The sequence below is a fragment of the Chitinophaga sp. S165 genome, assembly GCF_003182155.1.
Classification (GTDB): domain Bacteria; phylum Bacteroidota; class Bacteroidia; order Chitinophagales; family Chitinophagaceae; genus Chitinophaga.
The window spans coordinates 359,133-382,090 of sequence record NZ_QGTG01000004.1 but is presented as its reverse complement, the minus strand read 5'-3'; the positions used below and the strand labels follow the sequence as shown (position 1 = coordinate 382,090).

Sequence of the window (22,958 nt, the reverse complement as noted above, 5' to 3'; positions counted from 1 at the left end):
TTATGATTGCGCATTTTTTGAAAACACCAGGCTGGAGCAGTTACCACCAAAACCAAAGGAGTTGGACATTACATGCTTCAGTTCCTGCCCGGCAGTGAATTTCGTAACAGGTGCAAAAGGCAGTTCCTTCATCTGTTTATGGAAATTCGCATTGGGATAAATAATACCTTCCTTTACCGACCAGGCGGAAAAAACCGCTTCTATTCCTCCACTGGCGCCCAATGTATGCCCTGTGAAGGATTTAGTACTGCTTACCGGCGGATATTCCGGTGCAAAAAGGCGGGCAATAGCCGCTCCTTCTGCCGCATCATTATTCTGGGTGCCGGTACCATGCAGGTTGATATAATCGATATCCTCAGGCTTAATACCACTCATTTCTAATGCGCCCTGCATAGCCAGGAAATTGCCTGTTCCATCCGGTGAAGAAGCAGTTTGATGATATGCGTCATTTGCATTAGCATAACCACTTAGTCTGCACCAGGGTTGCCGGGTAGCCGGCAGTTCGGCCGCCAGCGCGTCACTCACCAGTACCACATATCCTGCACCTTCTCCCAGGTTCAACCCTGTACGGGTATCGTCAAAGGGACGGCTGGCAGCAGGGTCCAATATCATCAGCGTATTAAAACCATTCAGGGTAAAGCGGGTCAGTGCATCTGTACCACCAGCTATTACCACATCTACCATATTATTTTTGAGCAGCCTGGCTCCATACATCAGTGCGTTGGCACTGGAGGAGCAGGCGGTACTGATCGTTGAGATATGATGACGGATGCCCATGGCATCGGCCACCAGCTCTGTAATAGCACCACATTCATGATGCACTACCTGGTTAAGATGACCTTTGGAAGTATCCTGCAGATAATCTGCAAAAAAATCTTCTGTTTTGTCCATACCGCCAACAGTATTGGCGGAAATAAATCCTACACGGTATTGACTGATATCGCCAAGACCGGTGCTATTCCAGGCTTCCTGCGCTGCCACGCAGCTTAACAGGGCTGTACGGCTGATGTGTTCAGGCATGCCTGTCCACTCAGCCAGGGTAGCATTAGACGCTTTTACTTCCACCACAGGAAATGTATGGCGGTGCACAGAGTGCAGATACTCCATATGGGCCATACCGGGCTCCATACGTTTGAATGCTTCCAGGCATTCAGGCAGGTTGTTCCCTATGCCGCAAATGACGCCACCTCCGGCAATCCATACATTACTATTCATTATTTGGCGGTTTGATGCGCGGTAATGAATTCAGCGATCGTACGCACGGAATGGAATATTTCCGGTCCCTGTTCAGGATTTGCAATACGGATACCATAATGCTGCTGTAGCAGTACTATAATCTCCAGCGCATCTATAGAATCCAGACCCAGACCATCTTTGAATAATGGTTGATCATCTCCGATATCTTCAGGTTTTACTTCCTGCAGGTTCAACTGCTCTACGATCTGGGCTTTCAACGCCGCCATCAATTTTTCCATGATAATTATTACTGTATATTAATTTAAATACTTGCTGCTTTCTGCAGATTATCTGCATTGAATACTAATCCTCCATCACCGGTACGCTCCACTTTATACAACATAACTTCGTACGCCGGCCCCATTACTTCCACCCATCCACAAAGACAGGCCGAAACAGCATTTTCCAGGAACAGCTGGCTGATATAACCAACCATGAATTCCCTGTCAAATACATCTGTGGTAAAAAAGGCATTCTCTCCTTTAAAACCATGACGAATACTAATCTCTCCCATTACGATATTGGGCAGTGTATATACGAATAACGCCGGACTGGCGATATCTTTCACCGAGTCAAAATAGCGAAGGTCAGTATCGAGACTGGCGCTTTTATTGGCCAGTATCAGACCTACACTTTCCCGCGGATAACTACTCAGCGGAACTTCCTTTAACAGTACTTCTGCTGCCAGCCATCCGAGCTTACTCAGCGGATCCATTTTATGGAACTTCGGGTACTGACCAGAAAAATGATCATATCCCGCTCGCAGGAATTCCGGCAACTCCAGTTCCCGTGGCGTTTCCAATAATTGCACTCCATCCCGATACACCCGGTTATCCCGGATCACGCAGCTTCCTGTTATATATACATCGCCGTTATACAAGCTATTGGTCCTGTTTTATTATTTCTGTTAATTCAATGGTACGCGCCAACCGCTTCAGTGCTGTATCATGATTTTGCACAAAAGGATTGCTCATGTCCCAAACGTATCCTGCCAATACCGAACAGATCTGGTTCTTTACATCCGGGCGCGGATTTTCTGAGAAGAAAATCTTGTCCAGTGTACCCTCATACCAGGCCATCACATAAGAGCGGAAAGTATTCACGCCTTGCATGGTAGGCGCCATGTATTCCTTTTCCCAGTCAACCTCACCGCCTTTCAGCTTACGGATCACCAGTTTAGCCGCAGTTTGCGCAGAAACGCAGGCTAAAGTTACGCCAGATGAGAAAATAGGGTCCAGAAATTCTGTTACATTACCTGTCAACACAAAGCCATCCCCATAAAACTTATCGGTGGTGGCTGACCATGATTCCAGGATACGTGGCTCAAAGACCAATTCTACGTCTTTAAAACGTTCTCTTGTATAAGGTTCAGCGTCCAGCAAAGCGCGATATTGCTCTTCAGGTGTACCCGGATAACTGTTGAAGAAAGCCGGATCACTTACAAATCCTAAAGAAGTTACTCCTGTTGAGAACGGAATGATCCAGATCCAGGTGCCTGGTTTATGTACTACTGCTGTAATACGGTTAGGCTCTTTTTCCATGGAACGATTTACGTCCACCGTATGTGCAAATAAGGCTTTACGTGGCTGCAGGTTTGAATTCTTTTCCAGGTTGAACAAGCGGGGGATTACCCTGCCATATCCGCTGCCATCCACAATAAAACGGGCGGCTATTTCACTTTTATTGCCATGTACGTCTTCGATAGTAGTAATAGAATCTGATCCATTGAATTGAATTCCTGTTACTGTTGTTTCGTATGCTACAGGCACCCCCATCGACTCCACGGTATCAGCAAGTGTCTTGTCGAAATCCGCTCTTGTTACCTGCCAGGTCCAGTTCCAGCCTGGTGTATGTTGTTCCTTAAAGGTAAAGTCGCATATCCTGTCTCCCTTTACGAATTTAGCCCCAAACTTCTCCTGGAACCCTTTTGCTTTAATAGCATCAATAAAACCAGCTTCCTCAAGGGCTTCCATACTACGTGGTAACAGGCTTTCGCCAATCACAAAACGGGGAAATTTCTGCTTCTCTACTATTTTAACAGAATAACCTGCCTGGTGAATGATAGAGGCCGCTACCGTTCCCGCAGGGCCTGCACCGATCACTAATACATCTACCTTTTCTGTGGTCATGGATATGTTTTATGGAGGTTTGTGAAGATTATTTTCTCTTACATTTTAACAGTGTATAGCTGAGTCCCATCTGGTTATTCTCCTCAACTATCTGCAATCCTGCGTCTTCAATACATTTGAAGAAGTCGTCAGTATGGTACATCTGGCTATTGCCGTTCGCCATGGCTGTGAAATACAGGGACGTCTGCTGGAGGCAGAAAGCGGCCGATTTAAACGGCTGCCTGTTCCAGAAAGGTTCGAGGATATAAATGGTCCCCTGTTCTGTTAGCGCCTCACGGCAACGTTTCAGGATAGACACGATCTGCTCTTCAGAAAAACAATCCAGGAACTGGCTCATCCAGATAGCATCAAAACCAGAAGGGAAAGGCAGGCTTTCATCCAGGATGTTGGCTTCATGGAATGACACGCGGTCTGCCACACCAGCTTCTTTTGTTCTCTGTTGGGCGATAGCGATCTCTCCCGGCAGGTCGAACATGGTCACTTTTACATCTGCATCATAGGCAGTAACAGCAAGTGTCCACTTACCTGTATTACCACCAATGTCCAGTAGTGTACGTGGTTTATTTTCAAATACGATCGGCAAAGCTTGTGGAAATGCCAGATCGGAATAGTAGTGATCAAAATCGAACCAGCTCTTGCCTATTTCCGGCGGCAGCAGTGGTAATCCCGGATAAATCGTCTCCCAGGGCCCAAGCTCCTTCAATCCGGCAGGTCGTCCTTCCAGTAAACTTTCCTGCAGGTGGTCCATACCGCGATAACAGATGTCCTGGGAAAAGTCCATATTAATACGGGTCAGTTTATCGTGCAGGATAAAATAACCGGTCTTTGTCAGAATATATCTTTTATCATTGATGATAAGCAGTTCAATACCGAGGCCCGCTTCCAGCAATACGCGCGCAGCATAACGGGACAACGATACTTTTTCCAGTACTTCTTCTATGGTCAGTCCCTTTTGTCCGGCGTCACTGATAACCTGCAGGATGCCCATATCACGCAGGGCACGGGTGGCCTGAAATGCTATCGGCGCAAAAGCCAGTCTTAATGCCGCTTCCTGCGCCTGTAATGCTGTTTTCGTTTCTTTAGTAAAAAACTCCATTCTGATTAAGATTAAATTATTTTCGAAAATATCATTGCTGCGTTACAACCGCCGAAACCGGACCCTGTTTTTAGGAAATGCTGCATAGGCCTGCTGGTCAGTTGATTACTCACCATTACCGGGTGAGGTACGCCCAGGGACTGGAAACCAAGTGTAGGGATCACCAGTTGCTGCTGCAACGCGTGCATGCCTATCACTGCTTCTATCAGCCCGGCAGCGCCCAGGGTATGCCCGTAATATCCTTTCAGACTGTTCACTGGCACTTCCAGCAGCCCTGCCAGGTGCAGCGCTTTGGATTCCATCTCGTCATTGTACGAGGTGGCTGTACCATGAGCGGAAACAAAACCGATATCAGCAGGTGTCAGCCCTGCGCCTTTCATAGCATTTTGCATCGCAGTACTGAGCTCTGCTCCTGTACGGGATGGCCCGGAAATATGATTGGCGTCATTACTTACCGCTCCGGCTCCTGCAAGGATGGAAGACGGTGTAACATATGCTTCGTTATTTGTCAGTACCACAGTGGCAGCGCCCTCTCCTAATGTCACCCCTTTACGGTCAGCGTCAAAAGGCCGGCACGGTTCACTGCTGACAGCCTGGAATGACTGGAAACCAGATAATACGAACCTGGTCACCACGTCAGCTCCGGTTACAACAGCATTGTCGTAACGGCCGGAAAGGATCAGCCTTCTGGCCGTTAAAATAGCCAGCAATCCGGAGATACACGCGTTACTGACAACTATAGGATCTTCTGTATAATTAAAGTATTGTGCTATCTTCTTTGCAGTATGGAACAGTTCCATTTCCTGTAACGGAGCATTGGCAGGATCTTCCTGTTTCTCCAGTAGCTCTATATTCCCCTTTGTAGTGGATACGATGAAAGCAGTACGGCCATTGGTGATGTCAATAGACGTTCTGTCCAGTGCATTCTGCACGGATAGTATCAACAGCTGTTCAAACTTTGTATACTGTTCCAAGCTTTCGTCATTCCAGCTGTTTTCCAGCTGGTCAGACGCCATCATCGCAGCATAAAACGGTCCTGCAGCCATTGCAGGATCATCATGCAAGCTGATACCGCTCAGTCCACTCCTCACATTCGCAAAGTTTTCTTCCGTTGTTCTGCCCAGCGGCGATAAAATATTATCTGCCACTACATACACACTTTTCATTTTTTCACATTATTAGGAGGAAGGATCTGTCCATATTGCGCTTTCCATTTTTCAAAAAACGGAGGGATGGTCAGCTGCAGCGTTGACGTGGGTACATCCAGGAATACCTGCAGGGAACTTCCGTCAGCAACCAGCTCACCCGTCGCAAAATTGTACAGCTTGTACTCGAACTTAATTTTCGCAGCCGCGGTATTTACATAGGTAGTTTCTACCACTACACGGTCTCCGTATCTCAGCGAGCGTTTGTAATTACATTGTACATTCACCACAGGTACGGTATATCCTTCTTTATAAATGTCGAGGTAACGTAACCCGTATTTTTCACCGAAAGCTTCCCTCCCGTCTTCGAAATAGCGGATATAATGTCCATGCCATACTATACCCAGCGGATCTGCTTCATTGAACTTCACAAGTATATTCGCACTCTCGGTCAATACAGGGCTCATCTTATTATTTTTCCGGATTAATTTGCCATCAGACTGGCCTCACTTTTTACAGCAGCTACTTTTGTTTCTGCAGTAGCTGTGGATTTATTTTTCCACTCTTTATATTTTCCGTGATCGATGGAGTTCAGCACTTTGTAGATCGTATAAGCCCAGTAGTTACGGAAGCCAAAGCCCTGCGCCTTACCGGTGAAACGTTCGGTCAGCAGTACTTTTTTTGAGGACAGGTCTATCAGTGTAGCGTATACGTAAGCTTCCTTATTCGTCTTACTCATACCATCCATGATAAATACCAGTCCGATACCTTTCTGACCTTTGAGATCATACTTCTTGACATGCTTGTCGATATCGGCAGGTGTCAGACCTTTTTCGAGGTCAGCAACGTTATTGGTTTTGAGGGTAGTAGGATTAACACCCGCATTGATCGTTTGCACGGCATCCAGGAAAGTGCTTATACTGCTCCTTTTAAAGGCGCCTGCAACATCATACTTCTTGGACTCTGTAGTGATCACCGTGTTAATCGGTTCGAACTTGTTGATGATCTCTGCGGCGGTTGCAGTTTCTCCTTCTATTTTGGCTGCAGAGAAGTCAACGCCCAGATATGTCAGCGGAGTCGATTCATTACTGAAAAACTCTTTCAGGGTCTGTGCCTGGCTATGTCCGGCAGACAGACAAACAAATACTAAAACAAAGCTTGCCAGCAGGCATTTCTTTAAGGTGGTCATTACAAATGGATTTTTATGGGTTTATGAAAATTTTCAATTCACATTGAGCCATCACCTTTCCATCCAGGGTCACTTTGGCCGCTACCATAGTAGCGTTGAAGACCTGACTCTGTATTTCTGTGGTTGTTTCGATAAAGGAGCCGGCAGAAGGAAATTCAAAGACTTCAAAGTCTTTCACAGCACCGATGAAGCCAATAGGAACAGGCGTATTTTCCTGGAGCGCGATATATCCTACACGGGCAGCAGCTGTTTGAGCCATGTTCTCCAACAATCCGGGCGACTTCAGCACGCCATCTTCCACAAAAAGATTATCAGCTGCGATCTGCAAACCGGTACGGGTGATATTGTCTCTCACTTCCAATATGCCGCTGATCATTACTATCGGCGTACGTTGCGGTATATATGCTGTAATGTTGTCGGTGTGGATGAACATAAAATCTCTTATTTATCTTCCGGTAATTCCCAAAAATCGTAATAGTTAAACCATTGCTCAGGATATTTCTTCACCATGACTTCCAGCTCCTGTACAAAGTCCTGAACTGCAATTTCTACGCCCTGCCTGCGGCGGCCATGATATTCTCTTGGCTGCGTAGCATATAAATGATAATGCCTGTTGGTTTCCTTAAAAGCAAACACAAGCGATACTGGCACCCTAAATGTAGCTGCCAGCAGGAAAGGTCCTGCCGGGAAGCGGGCATCAGCACCCAGAAAGGGAACAGTTACCGTTTTATTGCCTTTCAGAAATCTGTCTGCGTGCATGCACACAAGTTCCTGGTTACTTAATGCGTCATTAATAGCGTAAATGTGCGATAAATCATCCTTAATAACAATAATATTCACATTACGTTCGCCAGTCACAGATGACAAATACTTTTTTATACGCTCATGCTCACCATCAAACATGACAATATTAATACGTGTTTCCAACCGGCGGAACAGATGTCCTGCCACTTCCCAGTTCCCCAGGTGAGCACTGAGCATAATACCACCCTTACCGGCAGCAGTAATTTCCCGCAGGTACCGCTCGCCTTCAAATTCAAAGGTGAACTTGTCCCTGACGCCGGACATTACAATGACCTTATCGATCAGCACCTGGCCGAAAACATAATAGTTACGGTAAACACTAATCAATGACCGCCACCAGCCATATCCGACCCGGGTATGAAAATATTGAAAAATGGGGCGTGAAGAGCTGTAGGAGAACAGAAAATAATATGCGGCAACAAACCTTAGTAATACATAAGCAGGCAGTACGCCCCCATAACGCAATGTTCCGATAAAAATACTGTACCCCAGCTTATTTCCCTTGGATTTCCCCTCCCAGGAAGGCATTATACCAGTTCTTTTTGTTTGATACGATTAGCCACGTAGTCATAAAAGTCCTGGAATGTGGCTATCCCCTGGAAATCCTCAGGATTTACTTTAAATCCAAAGTTGTTTTCGATCACAACAACCAGGTCAATGTAGTCCAGGCTATCCAGATCGAGGGTAGCTTTCAGGTTGGCATCAGGCGTTATCTTGTTTCCGTCCGCTTCAAATTCCTCAACGAGGAATGCATTCGTGATTTGTATGATTTCTTGTTTGTCCATATCAGTGTAACTCTAGGATATAGGTTGAGCTATATACGTGATTATCAGAATTAAAATATTCGCTTAGATTGGCTGTTAGTCCGGGCCCTTGTATCTTAAAATTTTACTTCGATGATAGTTCACCTGATCAACCTTCCTTGCATCTGTAAATTAGTCCCTCAAAGGTATAAATATCCGGGCAGATATTAAATATTGCCTCAGTTGTGGTATTAAAGTGTTGACAGTTAACTATTTACTCAGTCCATTTCCTGACTATCAGAGATGAATTAGTACCTCCAAAGCCAAAAGAATTAGACAAAAATATATTAAAATCTTTATTAATGGTAGTATTGTTGATATTTAATCTGGCAGCTGCTCCATCCGGATTCTCCAGGTTAATATTTGGGGCAATAAAACCGTTCTGCATCATCAGCATGGAATAGACTATTTCACTGGCTCCAGCCATCCAGCACTCATGCCCGGTCATAGACTTTGTAGAGCTGACATGCGGCCTTGATCCGCCGAATACCTGATCAATTGCCGCTGCTTCGCTGGCGTCTCCTGCCGGCGTGCTGGTGGCGTGCGCATTGATATACTCGATGTCTTTAGCCTGTAGTCCTGCATCTTGTAATGCGATCTGCAGGGAACGTACCGGCCCGTCTATTGTTGGATTGGAAATGTGTGCACCATTGGAAGAGAATCCATAACCGATCACTTCCGCCAGGATATTTGCACCTCTACGCTTTGCCGATTCCAGACTTTCCAGGATCACAGTAGCACCTCCGCCACTTGGCACCAAACCATCACGGTCACAATCAAACGGGCGGCTTGCCTTTTCCGGCTCATTCTCTCTTACAGAAAATGCTGCTATTGCATCGAAGTTACCCATAGAATAAATGTTTATCTCCTGGGCGCCACCACATACAACACAATCCTGCATACCATTGCGGATAAACATATATCCCAGTCCGATAGCATGGGAACCGCTTGCGCAGGCCGCACTTACGCTGAAGTTAATACCTCTCAGCTTGAATATAGTAGCCAGATTCATGTTTACCGTCGAGTTCATGGTCTGGAATACCGATCCGGAACCTACCAGCATCGTATCCTTTTTCTCACGCATGATATCCGTTGCCTCTACGACCGGCTTGGAAGAGCTGTCATTACCGAACAGCAGTCCCACTTCTGTTTTTTCTATATAATCGGGATCTATCTTTGCCTGCTCCAGTGCCTCACGAGTGCTCATAAAAGCAAATTCCGCCTGCTCCGGCATCATCATGCGGGCACGGCGGTCAAGCACTCCTTTCAGGTCAGGACGGTCTACATACCCGGTCAAACCGGAACGGTAACCGAAAGCCTTCCTGGCCGGGTCCAGGATAATACCGGATTTTCCTTTATATAACGAATCACGTACCTCGTCCAGGTTCTTACCTATACAGGAATAAACTCCCAGCCCTGTGATCACCACTCTGTTCATATAAATCAATTTAAACCGGGAATGAAGAACCGGGACCTGCATTTAATGCCCGTTTCCTGATCCCTGATTGTAATCATGTATATAGTCCTCCGTTGATAGACAAAACCTCTCCTGTAATGTAAGAGGATGCTGAAGAGGCAAAAAACGCAACAGCTTCTGCAACTTCTTCCGGTGTACCAAAACGGTTCATGGGTACCTGTGCGGCCAGTTCCTTTTCATTCAGTTCAGCCGTCATATCCGTTTTGATAAACCCGGGGGCAACAGCATTAACAGTTACTCCGCGTTTGGCTACTTCCTGCGCCAGGGCTTTTGTAGCGCCAATTACGCCTGCTTTGGCAGCAGAGTAATTAGTCTGGCCCGGAAGCCCTTTGATACCTGACAGGGATACAATATTAATGATGCGTCCGTAACGTTTCATCAGCATATTGTTCAGCACCTGTTTAGTGACATTGAAAAAGCCATCCAGGCTGATGTTCAGCACATTCCTCCATTGGTCGCTATTCATCCAGAATAGCAGGTTATCTTCACGGATACCAGCGTTATTAACCAATACCTGGATCTGTTTCTCTTTATTATTCTCTACCCAACCGCCTAATACCGCCTGTACTTCTTCGTTGTTACCAACATTGAATTGCAGCAGTTCACCATCACTTCCTTTCGCCCTTACGGCTTCCAGTGTTTCCTGAGCAGCAGCTTCATTGCCTTTATAATTGACAATTACATAGTATCCCAACTCCGCCATCTTAACACATATCGCCCTTCCTATACCCCTGGAGCCTCCTGTTATTAAAGCACATTTCATCCGATAATTATTTTAGTAGGTTACCATGCTATTTCAGGATCATGCTGTACCAGGTATTCCTTGATCTTTTTAGCATCCTTATACTTAGGACTGTCCTCAATAAATTTAGGAAAAATTGCCCTTACTTCACTGTAAATGCGGCGTGAGAAAGACGACAGTTTTTCCTGACAGTTCAGGTAATCAACCGCCTGCAACATCGTCATTACCTGGATTGACAATACCTCGTAAGCATTTTCAATAACACGGTTTGTCATCAATGCTGCATTACATCCCATGCTCACGATATCCTGGTTATCATTATTGTTGGGGATGCTATGTACATACATCGGGAAGGATAATGTCTGGTTTTCAGCAACGGTAGAAGTCGCCGTAAACTGAATACCCTGCATACCGAAGTTCAGTCCCAGTTTTCCCAGGTTCATAAACGGAGGGAACTTATGGTTCAGTTTGTCGTTCATGAGGTAGTTCAGTTGTCTTTCAGACAGCATAGACAACTTGGTAATAGCGATCTTAACCTTATCCATCTCCAGGGAAATATAATCTCCGTGGAAGTTTCCTCCATGAAATACGTTCTCCTGATGATGATCTACAACCGGGTTGTCACTTACAGAATTCAGTTCCTGTATAACGATCTTTTCAGCCTCTACCAGTGTATCATAGATAGGGCCTAATACCTGTGGAACACAGCGCAGGGAATAATATTCCTGCACTTTATCTTTAAAGATCTCTTCCTCCAGTTCTTTATAGAAATGGTCAGGACGATGCCTGATCATCTTACTGTCTTTCAGGATGTCGCGCATGGCAGCCGCTACCTTGTTCTGACCTACATGGCGTTTCACAGCGTTCAGCTCTTTGGACAGGTGGTCGTCAAATGCTTCTACTACTTCATTGATCATGGCGGAAAGTATACAACTCCATCCGAGCAGTTTCTTCGCTTCAATGATATTCACCAACCCAACACCAGTCATTGCTGAGGTTCCGTTAATCACCGCCAAACCTTCACGTACATGCACTCCCATAGGTTTAATACCCAACTGGGCAAATACTTCAGCAGTGGGACGTAATTGATCTTCATACACGACCTCACCTTCACCTATCAGTACCAGCGCCAAATGGGCCAGCTGAACCAGGTCACCGCTGGCGCCTACGCCACCGTGTTCATATACACATGGATATACGTTTTTATTGATCAGGTCACGGAGCAGCGTCACCACTTCAGGGTGTATACCGGAGTGCGCCTGCATAAAGCTACTGAGACGCGCTATCATGAGACCTTTTGTTAACAGAGGCGGCATATATTTACCGGCTCCTGAACTGTGGCTGCGGATTAGATTGTATTGTAACTGGTGGGTATCGCTTTCGCTGATGCGATATTGTGCCATTGGGCCGAAGCCGGTATTGATACCGTAGATAAGCTTCTTGGCTGCAAATTTCTTTAAAAACTCAAAGTTGTGCGATACCTGCTGTAAAGCGGTTTCATCCAGGCTCAACTCCTCCCCGTTAAATAACACGCGGTACACTTCGTCCAGTGAAAGCACCTTACTTCCTAAAACAACCATTATTTTAAATTAAATTATTTGATTATGTAAAAAAGTGCTCAAAATTAGCAAAAAACAATTACGAATCACAAATGGGGAACTACGCAATTTATCGGTATGATAATCATACGTATCTGCCATTTACAATTCGTAATCAAAACTGTGCCCCCCATTAATAAGATCAGCCTTCTTCTACGGTATCTTCAGGCGCTTCCACCAGTACTTTATCTATACGGTGTGCGTCCATATCAACAATTTCAAAGGTGAATCCCCGCCATTCAAATTTTTCGCCGATCTTGGGAATATGCTCCTGGTGGTGCAAAATGAAGCCAGCCATCGTATCAAATTCCTGCTCAAACTCCGCCATCCAGTCTTCCTTGTCAAACCGGGCCAGGAAATCGTAAAAAGGGATCTGCCCGTCTACCAGGTAAGAACCATCCTCCCGGCGCACTATTTCATAGTCATCATCCTGCCCTGTCTCCGGCATATCGCCCACTATTGCTTCCAGGATATCGTTCAGGGTGATCATTCCCAGGAAAGTGCCATATTCGTCGACAATAAATGCGGCATGGCTCTGAGTTTCTTTGAACTTCTCCAATACCTGGTAAGCGGAATTATTTTCAGGAACAAACAGGGGCTTTTTCATGATAGGCGACAGTTCATGACCTGCTCCAGCCGCAGACATATAAAGATCTTTGATGGAGATAATACCGAGGATATTGTCAATCTCATCATCACATACAGGATAGACCGAGTGCGGACTTTCCATGATCTTACTACGGATGATCGGTTTCGGATCACTGATATCGAGGTATACAATGTCCGTCCGGTGAGTCATAAGAGAAGTGATATTACGGTCTCCCAGGTGAAATACCCTTTCAATGATCTCCTGCTCTGTTTCTTCAATTGCGCCTGCAGTGGTCCCTTCGTTGATCAGTGCCTTGATCTCCTCTTCCGTGACATTGTTATCGGTAGATGGCTGCAAATTGAAAACGTTCACCAGGAAGTTGGTAAAGATGGTCAGCAGCCAGATGAACGGATAGGTGATCATAGACACCCAGGTCATAGGACCTGCCGTTTGCCGGGCAATGGCCTCCGGCCGGAGGATGCCCAGACGTTTGGGTACCAGCTCTCCTATTACCAAAGTAAAATAGGTCACTACCACCACTATAACGGTAATGGCAATACCATCACTATAAGGACTTAATTGTGGATAACCGGAAATGTATTCAACCAGGCGTGGTTTGAGGCTAATACCTGATAATATTCCTATTAAGATGCTGATAAGTGTGATTCCCACCTGGACAGTAGAGATAAATCTGTCCGGATTGCTGGCCAGCTTGAGTGCGGCCTTTGCCTTTTCATCCCCTCGATTGGCCAGGTATTCCAGCCTTGCTTTACGAGCATATTCCATGGCCACCTCTGACATTGAGAATAAGCCATTCAGTAGAATAAGGATGAGGATAATGACGACGACTTCCATGTTTAAAAGGCTAAAAATAAAGAATTATTCAAATATTAAGGTAAGAAATGCTAAAAGCAGCCCTGCCACTATGGCAATTACTTTACGATAGCTCAGTTCATGGTGTTTGGTGCCGCTTTCGTAAAAAATGGTCGTGGAAATGTGCAGGAATGCTCCTATCACCAATGCCACTATGTAGGCTGTAACGTTCGATATATATGTTGAATGCTCTCCCAGTACGGATGCCAGGATGGCTGCAATGGGCGTGACCAGCGAAAAAATGACAAGGATACGCCATAGTTTTGCCCCCCGTTGGTGTGCATGTACCATTACTGTGATCAAAGTAAACGCTTCCGGCAGTTTATGGGCCGCTACGCCTATTACCAGGGACGAAAGGGCTGCTTTGTCTTCGAACTGGAACCCCAACGGGATGCCTTCCATGAACGCATGAATGGACAGTCCCAGCAGCAAGGGGAGTATCTGAACGTGATGGTGCCCATCTTTCGGAATATGGGTATGCCCGTGCTCCGTTCCATGCGATAATGTCTGCAGGGCTACCTGCAGAAAAAAGCCCAGTAAGATATAGATGCCTGCACTATGCCCCAGTTCGTGGTACACTTCGGGCAACAGGTGCATGATAGTGACTCCAAACAGGCAGGCGCCGGTAAATGCCAGCATATAGATCGGAAAGTTGGGGTTCACCCTTCTTACCATCATGGGAATTAAACCGCCGCCTAACGTGGCCAGAAAAACAATTAAAAGAAAGCTCCAGTTCATGTTGTTAATTCAGGTTCCAGTCTGATACGCCGCTGAAAGAACCCGGCGCTCAACGTACCGATGATCATACCGAGTACGCCGCCACCAATTACATCCAGCGGGTAGTGGACGCCTACATAGACCTGTGCGTAACAGATCAGCGCCGCCCAGACGAAAAACAGCGAGGCATACAACTTTGAAATATGCCTGAAAGTGAGGAAACAAAAAGTGCCCAGTGCAAAATGGTTCGCCGCATGGGAAGAGGTAAAACTGCCGCTACCTGGACAATATACTACCAATACCCTGACAAAATGCTGCATCAGCGGGTCCCGGCATGGCCTTAACCGCCCTACAGCTTCCTTGATATGTAAACTGGACTGGTCCGCCAGCCCGAAAGTAACCAGGAAAAATACCATCCACCAGAAACCTTTCCAGCCATAATTGATCGATACGAACAATACCAGGAAAAGGTACAAAGGCGCCCATACATAAGGTTCCCTTAACCAGGGCACAATAGCATCCAGCACAGGATGCTGCCACACGTTATTGATATAGAAAAAGAGTTTAAAATCCAGTCTAAGCAGTCTTTCCAGCATGGCTATTGTTTTGTCGCTATGATGATCAGTCTCGGCGAATGCTGTTCATCATAACTGTTAAAATGATAGTCTCCAAAGATATCCGTTATTTGCAAACCTTGATTGGCGAACATTTCCTCAAAGTCATGCAAGGTAAAGGCACTTACGTTCTCGGTAAATGTTGTCCGGTACAACCGGGAACGGTCCAGGATGTTGATCTGTTTCTGGAACTTCCCGTCATTCACCTCCCGGACAATATCGAACACCACGTTTCCTTTTTCCTTCACTTCATAAGGTACCAGGTTCGCCTCCACGTAAGGACTGTTCAGATAGTCCAATACCAGACAACCTCCCGGCTTCAAGGCATTCCGCATTGTACGCAATGCGTTGTCATTCTCTCTTGCCGTATCAAAATAACCAAAGCTGGTAAAAAAGTTAAATACGAGATCAAAATAGTTCACTCTGAATGGAAGGCGCATATCATGCTGGAAAAAGCTGAGATGGTCATTTTCCAGTTTTTTGGCAATGTTGATACTGCGGATTGAAAGGTCAATCCCTGTTACAGTATACCCTTTTGAAGCCAGATAACTGGAATGACGGCCTGTACCACATGCCACGTCCAGCATGGTAGCTCTAGCGGTCGGACGAAGATAATTCAACAGCTTATCTATGAAAGTTGCCGCTTCCGCATTATCCCTGTTATTGTATAACAAGTGATAGTAGGGAGAATTGAACCAGTCTTTAAACCATTGTTTTTGTATTTCCACTGCTAACTCGTTAAAAACTTCCATGATCAGATGAACGCCCCAAAGCTCTATTTTTTATTATTAAACATCAAATATCGGGTGCTTTCATAAAATGCACGCGTTAAATTATCCAGCGCCTTCGCGGTGTCGGGAAATTGCGCCCTCACATTTTTCAACGGGTCCCCTTGAAGATCATACAGATAAGCTTCTTTTGCTTTATCATTGATCTCGTACATATAGCGTTCTCCAATCACCGCTATATACCCCTGAAGGTTCTTGGCATAGGTAGCAAAAGCGTACCGGCTGGTCTGGGTAGAATCCAGCATATCCTGTCCTAAGGTATAGTTCTTTACCGGCATCCCCACAAGTTTGGCCATGGTAGGGTAAATATCCACCAGGCTTACGGCATAATTGACCACCCGGGGCTTTACCAACGCCGGGGCATAAATAAAACAGGTAGCATGTACAGAGCCGCTCACCAGTTCATATTCCGGTACTGGCGTGAAATGATAAGGGTTTAAGGTGCAGTTATGGTCACCAAACATGATAAAGATCGTATTGTCCAGATACCCTCCCTTTTTTGCCAGATCGATCAGGTGCCCCACATTATAATCCTCATAACGGATAGCGTTGAACTGATCGATGGACACAAATCCCGATTTTTTAAACTTGTCCTTATCGATTTCTTTTGCAGTTACTTTTTTGAAATCACCTGCTCCCTTCGTAATTGTATAGGGAGGATGATTGTCCGCCAATTGCAGAAATGCCACGAAAGGTTGTTGCCGCTTGCCTGCATCGCGGAATATTTCATCTGCCTCTGTAATGAGATCATAGTCGGATACGCCCCATACATCCGCTTTAGGCGCTTTATAATAACCTTCCTCAAAGATCTTCACACCATCCACATTATTCGTAAATACCGCTCTGATATTGGCCCAATTCGTATTTCCTCCCAATAGATAATATTTCTCATAACCTTTGAACTGGTCAAGTACTACCCGCTGGTCAATCATCTTTGGATGCCGGGAAGCCGTCTTCGTCATGCTAATATCTGGCAATCCTGTGGTCACGCCGTACACTGTTCTTGCAGTGCTCACCGCAGGTACATAAAAATTATTGAAAAGGATACCGCTGTCGGCCAGCCTTTGCATATTGGGCGTAGGCTGCATAGGGTTATTGAACATACTGGTTACGGCTGCTCCGGTCGATTCCAGCATCACCAGCACAACGTTCATTTTTTTGTTATCCGATCCCGGAATGTCGCGTATGAAGTTCAGTTTTTCCACATCAGGTTGCTCCACCCCCAGGTACCGTGCCATCACAGGATAATGTTCCCTTGTTTTAGCGATATCATAGGTATCGGTTTTGCCCGACATATTTGAAACGTAATACAGTACAGGATTCAGTGCCAGACTGGTCACCCCGTTGTCTCTTGTGAACATTGCCTGGCTCCAGCGCAGAGGAAAATAAGCTATGTTAGCGTAGATACCGGCAGCAAACAGGATCACCATGGAAAACAGCCATCCGGTATACTTCCGGTTGCTGAGTTTCACGGCCGGCTCTTTTGCCAGTTTTTGAAAGGAACGGATAAAAAGGCAGGAGATCAGGAACAGGAACAGGCCGATCCCGATAAAAGTACGTACCACCGGATAACTCTGCCATAACATCCTGGCATTATCAGCCCGTTCGCCGGAAGCCAGGAAACGTGTAATGGTAGGGTCCATGCGTAATCCCAGATAGGCATAGTGCCCCAGATCGAACACATAGGCAAAGGTCAGCACCAGGTACACCAGGAAGAGATATACAAAAACCGGCTTCCTGATAGCCGGTTTGGTAAAAAAGTTATTTCTGAAAACAAAAGCGATCAGCAGTAAAGGGACGGTCAGGATCAGGGACAACCGCATATCGAACTTCAATCCCAGTACCCAGGCTTTCAGGATAGGCGCACTATCTGTAACAGTGGTCTTAAAGAAAAACAGAAAGAAAACCAGACGAAACACGACCATGAACAGATATAGGAATAAGGCCTGGATAATCACGTATCGAATATACCGGGGTATACTCTTCCATAAATATTTCATGTAAACGTAGCTGTTGATTAATTTGACATGCAAAAGTATGTTAAACTGAGGCATTAATGAAAAACGGTGAAAAGTTTCCTAACCCCTAGTTAAATAGCCCACATTAAAACCACAATGCATCTATTTTAATTAATATATCAAGAGAAATAAGGAGTCCGTATTTAATTCATTTGTCTATTGCTGATTGTAATTTTATATTTGCCCTTCCTTTAAAAATTGAAATTCGTGGCACTGATCAAATCGATTTCTGGCATTCGCGGAACCATCGGAGGCAAACCTGGAGAAGGACTTTCTCCGCTCGATGTTGTTAAGTTCACAGCAGCATTTGGCACATGGCTCATCAAACAATCCGACAACAAAAAAGTAGTAATTGGGCGTGACGGACGCATTTCAGGTGAAATGGTGAAACAGCTCGTAGTTGCTACCCTGAACGGATTGGGGCTGGATGTTGTGGACCTGGACCTCTCTACCACGCCTACAGTCGAAGTGGCTGTAAAAGCAGAGCAGGCCGCAGGAGGCATCATTCTTACGGCCAGTCATAATCCTAAAGAGTGGAACGCTCTGAAACTGCTGAACAGTGAAGGCGAATTCATCTCCGGCGAAGACGGAGCCATCGTACTCGATCTTGCTGCCCGCGAAGATTTTTCCTTTGCAGATGTCAATAAACTTGGCACTTATCGCAAAGATGACAGCTATCTGCAGAAGCACATTGATATGGTGGTGAACTATCCACTGGTAGATGTTCCTGCTATCAAAGCCCGTAACTTCAAAGTGGTAGTAGACGCCGTTAACTCTACCGGCGCTATCTTCATTCCTGCCCTGCTGAAAGCATTGGGAGTTGAGGATGTAACTGTATTATTTGATGAAGTGAATGGCCGTTTCAGTCACAATCCTGAACCTCTGCCAGAAAACCTTACGGCGTTAAGCAACGAAGTGAATAAATCCAGCGCAGACCTGGGTATCGCTGTAGATCCTGATGTAGACCGCCTTTGCTTCGTTTGTGAAGACGGTAGCATGTTCGGTGAAGAATATACACTGGTTGCCGTAGCTGATTATATCCTGAAAACACGCAAAGGGAACACTGTATCCAACCTCTCCTCTACTCAGGCGCTGAAAGATGTGACCCTAAAGAACGGCGGTGAATATCATCCTTCCGCAGTAGGTGAAGTGAACGTAGTACGCAAAATGAAAGAAGTGAATGCAGTGATCGGCGGTGAGGGTAATGGCGGTATTATTGTACCGGACCTGCACTATGGCCGTGATGCGCTGATCGGCATAGGTCTCTTCCTGAGCCATGTGGCACAGACTAAAAAGAACCTGAAGGCCCTGCGCAACAGCTACCCTGACTATTTCATCTCAAAAAATAAGATAGAACTGGATAAAGGTGTTGATGTAGTTACAATCTTTGATAAGATCAAGGGTAAGTACAAAAACCAGCCTATTAACGTCGAAGACGGTCTGAAAATCGAATTTGACAGGGACTGGGTGCACTTACGTACCTCCAATACAGAACCTATCATCCGTATCTACGCAGAAAGTCAGAATGAAACAACGGCAGATAACATCGCCAAACGTATCATGCAGGACATCCGTGAATTTATGCATTAATTTTCAACGAATTAGATAAAACAAAGAGCGGATGCAGGTATTGTGTCCGCTTTTTTGTTTTATACGAAGTGTCCTTCTTATTCCCGCCAGCAGCGAATAAGCAACGATGAATTGAAGGCCAGTTAGTTACCCCCGATCATCACAGGAATGTCATGTCGTATTTCAGTATAATTGTATTTTCTAAAAAAATCAGACATTTGTGTCCGCCAACGGCATTTTTTTATCAAAAACCACCACCATCTTGAAAAGAATTTATTTTGATAATGCAGCCACCACGGCGCTGGATAAAGACGTGCTGGAAGTGATGCTGCCTTACCTGACAGAAAAGTTCGGAAATCCATCCTCGATTTATTCGTATGGCCGTGAAACAAGACTGGCCATTGAAAATGCACGTAAATCCGTAGCGAAGATCCTGAACGCACATCCGGGAGAGATCTTTTTTACCTCAGGTGGCACTGAAAGCACCAATACTGCGGTATGTGCGGCTATTCATAACCTGGGCTGCAGACATATTATCTCTTCTGAAATTGAGCACCACGCTACCCTCCATTCCGTGGAGCATGCGCATTCAAAAGACAAGATCAGATTGAGTAATGTCAGACTGTTACCCGACGGTCACGTGGATATGGCGCATCTGCGAGAATTGCTGGCTAACTCTCCTGAACGTTGCCTGGTAAGTCTCATGCACGCCAACAACGAAATAGGTAACCTGCTCGATATTCATGCAGTAGGTAATCTCTGTAAGGAATTCGATGCCATCTTCCATTCTGATACCGTGCAGACTGTAGGGCACTATGGATTTGACCTGCGTAATACGCCTGTACATTTCATTAACGGCTCCGGTCACAAGTTCCATGGCCCCAAAGGCGTGGGGATCCTTTACATCAATGAAAATGTGAAGATCACTCCGTTTATTCATGGCGGTGCGCAGGAACGTAACATGCGTGCCGGTACCGAGAACGTATATGGTATTGTAGGTTTTGCCAAAGCATTGGAACTGGCTACAGAACATATGGAAGCGCACAGCAAGTATATCAATGACCTTCGTATTTATATGATGGAACAGTTGAAACAACAGATACCGGGCGTAGGATATAACGGAGACCTCTATGGTCGAAGCCTGTATACTGTATTAAACGCTTCTTTCCCTAAAACAGAAAAAAGCGAAATGCTGTTGTTTAACCTGGATATTAACGGTATCTGTGCATCTGGTGGTAGCGCCTGTACTTCCGGCGCTGATGCAGGTTCCCATGTCATTCGCGCCATCAACAGTGATCCTAACAGGATTGCAGTACGTTTCTCTTTCGCCAAAGACAATACCAGAGAAGAAGTTGACGAGGTGATCACAAAACTGAAAGAGATCGTTTAAGCAAACATTCTTAATATCATAATTAAAAGAAAACGGTAAATAGCAGATCGCTGTTTACCGTTTTTTTATACTATTGATATTGCAGACTGATTAACTGTTCCGGTTGATCACATCGTAGAACTTTTCCCTATAGCCGTCGCTGATAGGGATAGATTGATTTGCGATCATCACGGTATTTTTCTCTACAGAATTGATCTTGTTCAGTGATACGACATATGATCGGTGTACCCTGATGAATTTATCTGCAGGCAAACGTGTTTCAAATGATTTAAGACTGCGCAGTGTAAGTACTGGCTGAAAAGGTGTATAGATTTTCGTATAATCTTTCAGTGCTTCGATGAATAAAATATCTTCCAGATTGATCTTAATAATCTTGTATTCTGTCTTAATGAAGATGTAGTCGTTAACATGCCCATTGTTGCTATCACCGTTTTTCTGCTGGGACATACTTCTCAGCTCCAGCGCTTTGGTTGCTGACCTGAGAAAACGTTCAAAAGGAACGGGTTTCAACAGATAATCTACCACTTCAAGGTCAAATCCTTCAAGAGCATATTCTCCATAGGCAGTAGTAAACACCACCATTGGCGGGTACTTCAGGGATTTCATCAATTGAATACCAGTGATGTCAGGCATCTTGATATCGAGGAACAGCAAGTCTACCCGCTCCTCCTGTAAAAAACGTAACGCCTCCGTCGCATTCTCAAATGTACCAACCAGCTGCAGGAAAGGAACCTTCCTGGCGAAGTCTGTAATTATTTCCAATGCCAGTGGTTCGTCATCCACCGCTATGCACCTGATCATTTTTCAACACGATTTTTAGATCAACAATAAATTGGTTTTCGGATTCTGTGATTTCCAGATCATGGTCATCGGTATATAAGAGTTCCAACCGTTTACGCACATTCTGTAAGCCAATTCCCCCCTTTTCGGCTACACGCTGTCTGAAGCGGCTATTTTCTACTACCAGTCTTACCTGGTTCCTTTCGATAGCCAACGCAATGGCGATGAAAGAAGGTTCTGCATAGCTGATCCCATGTTTAAAAGCATTTTCCACAAAGGGCACCAGTAACATGGGCTCTATCTTCAATCCTGCCGGATTTCCCTGCACCGCATAATCTACTACTATATCATCCGGCATTCTTAGACGTTGAATATCAATATAGTCCTCCAGGTATTGCAGTTCCTGTTGCAACTGTACTTTATCCTCGTTAGAATCATAGATCATATACCGCATGATGGTAGACAGCTTCACGATAGCGTGTTCTGTCTGCGCGGAATGCTTATGCGCCAGGGAATAGATGGTGTTTAGACAGTTAAAAAGGAAGTGAGGATTAATCTGAGACTTTAAAAATTTTAGTTCAGCATTCAGATTCTCCACTTTCAGGACCTCCCTTTGTTGTTCACTCTTAAACCACTCCTGTGCGATCTTGATAAAGCCACTCATAAATAGCATGAGCAGCGCTGCAAAAACCGACTTCCGCAATATTTCCGGGAAAAGGATATAATCTACGAATGACAGTCCCCGTTGTGCATTGATAAATTCTCTTTTCCTGAAGCCCATCGAATCATTCAGCGTTGCGGCCGCATAAAGCGGCGCATTGTGTTCCCGCGCTGCCACTTTCGACTGCATTCTGCTCTCCAGCAGATGGTAACGTACAAAAGCGGGTGGTGGCGGGGCAAATCCCGGTTCCCTCTCCCTGTTTGACGACATCACCGTTTCCTGTGAGACGAACGTTTTCCAGAACACATACTCCGTAACTGCCTGTTGCATAATGATGAATACCAACGTTAATACAACAAAAGACAGGTAATAGACTATCTTCTTGAGCGTGAAAAAACGAGGGATCAGTACATAAAAATTGAGATAAAACAGTCCTATGAGGAAGAGGTTGTCCACGATTTCCCGGGCGAAGAACCAGGGATGCTGGATCTTGATCCGGTAAATAAAAAAAGGAAAGAACAGGAAACAGGTCCAAACTACAATATGCAGTCCTACGCTGAATAACCGGTTCCTATAGAGTTGTTTTAAATTTATCATGTAGCCCAAAAGCGCGATAAACTTACACTCAATTCCCGTAAAGAGGCTGTTAAAATTTGTTAAGCGTAGTAAAAGGAATGTTAAAATTTCAGAGGGAATAGGGAACCCATATGGCCAAATACAGTACTGTGGCCAATATTAAT

The 22,958-nt window shown here is 45.3% G+C and carries 23 protein-coding genes; 2 read left to right on the top strand and 21 right to left on the bottom strand.

Going from position 1 to position 22,958, the window contains the following annotated elements; translation table 11 throughout:
• The 19 genes from C7475_RS18825 to C7475_RS18735 form a co-directional block, all read right to left on the bottom strand.
• Entirely contained in the window at window positions 1–1,215 is a 1,215-nt protein-coding gene (locus C7475_RS18825) for a beta-ketoacyl synthase (protein WP_110054928.1), read from the bottom strand.
• On the bottom strand, window positions 1,215–1,475 hold the full coding sequence (locus C7475_RS18820) for a phosphopantetheine-binding protein (RefSeq protein ID WP_089838859.1): 261 nt from the start codon (window positions 1,473–1,475) through the stop codon (window positions 1,215–1,217). The genes C7475_RS18825 and C7475_RS18820 overlap by 1 nt, the downstream gene beginning before the upstream one ends.
• A 23-nt stretch (window positions 1,476–1,498) precedes the next feature.
• Window positions 1,499–2,116 carry a 3-oxoacyl-ACP synthase gene (locus tag C7475_RS18815; RefSeq protein WP_110054927.1) on the bottom strand — a complete coding sequence of 206 codons (618 nt, stop codon included), beginning with the start codon at window positions 2,114–2,116 and terminating at the stop codon, window positions 1,499–1,501.
• Between the two features lies 1 nt (window position 2,117).
• Window positions 2,118–3,365 carry an NAD(P)/FAD-dependent oxidoreductase gene (locus C7475_RS18810; protein WP_110054926.1) on the bottom strand — a complete coding sequence of 416 codons (1,248 nt, stop codon included), beginning with the start codon at window positions 3,363–3,365 and terminating at the stop codon, window positions 2,118–2,120.
• Window positions 3,366–3,393: 28 nt separating this feature from the next.
• On the bottom strand, window positions 3,394–4,461 hold the full coding sequence (locus tag C7475_RS18805) for a methyltransferase (RefSeq protein ID WP_110054925.1): 1,068 nt from the start codon (window positions 4,459–4,461) through the stop codon (window positions 3,394–3,396).
• A gap of 11 nt (window positions 4,462–4,472) precedes the next feature.
• Complete coding sequence (locus tag C7475_RS18800; protein WP_110054924.1) at window positions 4,473–5,627, bottom strand: beta-ketoacyl synthase N-terminal-like domain-containing protein; 1,155 nt, start codon at window positions 5,625–5,627, stop codon at window positions 4,473–4,475.
• Window positions 5,624–6,073: a thioesterase family protein gene (locus C7475_RS18795; RefSeq protein ID WP_110054923.1), complete on the bottom strand. Its 450-nt coding sequence runs from the start codon at window positions 6,071–6,073 to the stop codon at window positions 5,624–5,626. Before C7475_RS18795 ends, C7475_RS18800 begins: the two co-directional genes overlap by 4 nt.
• A 17-nt stretch (window positions 6,074–6,090) precedes the next feature.
• Window positions 6,091–6,795, bottom strand: a complete 705-nt coding sequence (locus C7475_RS18790) for a hypothetical protein (RefSeq protein WP_110054922.1) — start codon at window positions 6,793–6,795, stop codon at window positions 6,091–6,093.
• 13 nt (window positions 6,796–6,808) lie between these two features.
• Complete coding sequence (locus C7475_RS18785; RefSeq protein ID WP_110054921.1) at window positions 6,809–7,228, bottom strand: 3-hydroxyacyl-ACP dehydratase; 420 nt, start codon at window positions 7,226–7,228, stop codon at window positions 6,809–6,811.
• An 8-nt stretch (window positions 7,229–7,236) separates the two neighbouring features.
• Window positions 7,237–8,127, bottom strand: a complete 891-nt coding sequence (locus C7475_RS18780; protein ID WP_110054920.1) for a lipid A biosynthesis acyltransferase — start codon at window positions 8,125–8,127, stop codon at window positions 7,237–7,239.
• Window positions 8,127–8,384 carry an acyl carrier protein gene (locus C7475_RS18775; RefSeq protein ID WP_110054919.1) on the bottom strand — a complete coding sequence of 86 codons (258 nt, stop codon included), beginning with the start codon at window positions 8,382–8,384 and terminating at the stop codon, window positions 8,127–8,129. Before C7475_RS18775 ends, C7475_RS18780 begins: the two co-directional genes overlap by 1 nt.
• Window positions 8,385–8,616: 232 nt before the next feature.
• Complete coding sequence (locus C7475_RS18770) at window positions 8,617–9,840, bottom strand: beta-ketoacyl synthase (RefSeq protein ID WP_110055060.1); 1,224 nt, start codon at window positions 9,838–9,840, stop codon at window positions 8,617–8,619.
• A gap of 73 nt (window positions 9,841–9,913) precedes the next feature.
• The gene (fabG, locus tag C7475_RS18765; protein ID WP_110054918.1) at window positions 9,914–10,642 is read right to left on the bottom strand and encodes a 3-oxoacyl-ACP reductase FabG; all 729 of its coding nucleotides are present in this window, start codon (window positions 10,640–10,642) and stop codon (window positions 9,914–9,916) included.
• Between the two features lie 20 nt (window positions 10,643–10,662).
• On the bottom strand, window positions 10,663–12,201 hold the full coding sequence (gene hutH, locus C7475_RS18760; protein WP_110054917.1) for a histidine ammonia-lyase: 1,539 nt from the start codon (window positions 12,199–12,201) through the stop codon (window positions 10,663–10,665).
• 160 nt (window positions 12,202–12,361) lie between these two features.
• Window positions 12,362–13,663 (bottom strand): hemolysin family protein, encoded by a 1,302-nt coding sequence (locus C7475_RS18755; protein ID WP_110054916.1) that lies wholly within the window; start codon window positions 13,661–13,663, stop codon window positions 12,362–12,364.
• Window positions 13,664–13,687: 24 nt separating this feature from the next.
• Window positions 13,688–14,419 carry a ZIP family metal transporter gene (locus C7475_RS18750; RefSeq protein ID WP_110054915.1) on the bottom strand — a complete coding sequence of 244 codons (732 nt, stop codon included), beginning with the start codon at window positions 14,417–14,419 and terminating at the stop codon, window positions 13,688–13,690.
• Window positions 14,416–14,994, bottom strand: a complete 579-nt coding sequence (locus C7475_RS18745) for a phosphatase PAP2 family protein (RefSeq protein ID WP_110054914.1) — start codon at window positions 14,992–14,994, stop codon at window positions 14,416–14,418. The genes C7475_RS18750 and C7475_RS18745 overlap by 4 nt, the downstream gene beginning before the upstream one ends.
• A gap of 2 nt (window positions 14,995–14,996) precedes the next feature.
• Window positions 14,997–15,740 carry a class I SAM-dependent methyltransferase gene (locus tag C7475_RS18740; protein ID WP_233259895.1) on the bottom strand — a complete coding sequence of 248 codons (744 nt, stop codon included), beginning with the start codon at window positions 15,738–15,740 and terminating at the stop codon, window positions 14,997–14,999.
• Between the two features lie 47 nt (window positions 15,741–15,787).
• Complete coding sequence (locus C7475_RS18735) at window positions 15,788–17,725, bottom strand: LTA synthase family protein (protein ID WP_158286546.1); 1,938 nt, start codon at window positions 17,723–17,725, stop codon at window positions 15,788–15,790.
• A 300-nt stretch (window positions 17,726–18,025) separates the two neighbouring features.
• On the opposite strand from C7475_RS18735, the gene glmM reads away from it, so the two are divergent.
• Window positions 18,026–19,408 carry a phosphoglucosamine mutase gene (gene glmM / locus C7475_RS18730; protein WP_110055059.1) on the top strand — a complete coding sequence of 461 codons (1,383 nt, stop codon included), beginning with the start codon at window positions 18,026–18,028 and terminating at the stop codon, window positions 19,406–19,408.
• A gap of 241 nt (window positions 19,409–19,649) precedes the next feature.
• A complete protein-coding gene (locus C7475_RS18725) occupies window positions 19,650–20,777 on the top strand; it encodes a cysteine desulfurase family protein (RefSeq protein ID WP_110055058.1) in 1,128 nt (375 codons plus the stop codon).
• A gap of 90 nt (window positions 20,778–20,867) precedes the next feature.
• Here C7475_RS18725 and C7475_RS18720 read toward each other — a convergent pair whose 3' ends face one another.
• Window positions 20,868–21,578, bottom strand: coding sequence for a LytTR family DNA-binding domain-containing protein (locus C7475_RS18720; RefSeq protein ID WP_110054911.1), 711 nt, complete (start codon window positions 21,576–21,578; stop codon window positions 20,868–20,870).
• On the bottom strand, window positions 21,553–22,815 hold the full coding sequence (locus tag C7475_RS18715; RefSeq protein ID WP_110054910.1) for a sensor histidine kinase: 1,263 nt from the start codon (window positions 22,813–22,815) through the stop codon (window positions 21,553–21,555). Before C7475_RS18715 ends, C7475_RS18720 begins: the two co-directional genes overlap by 26 nt.
• Window positions 22,816–22,958 lie beyond the last annotated feature (143 nt).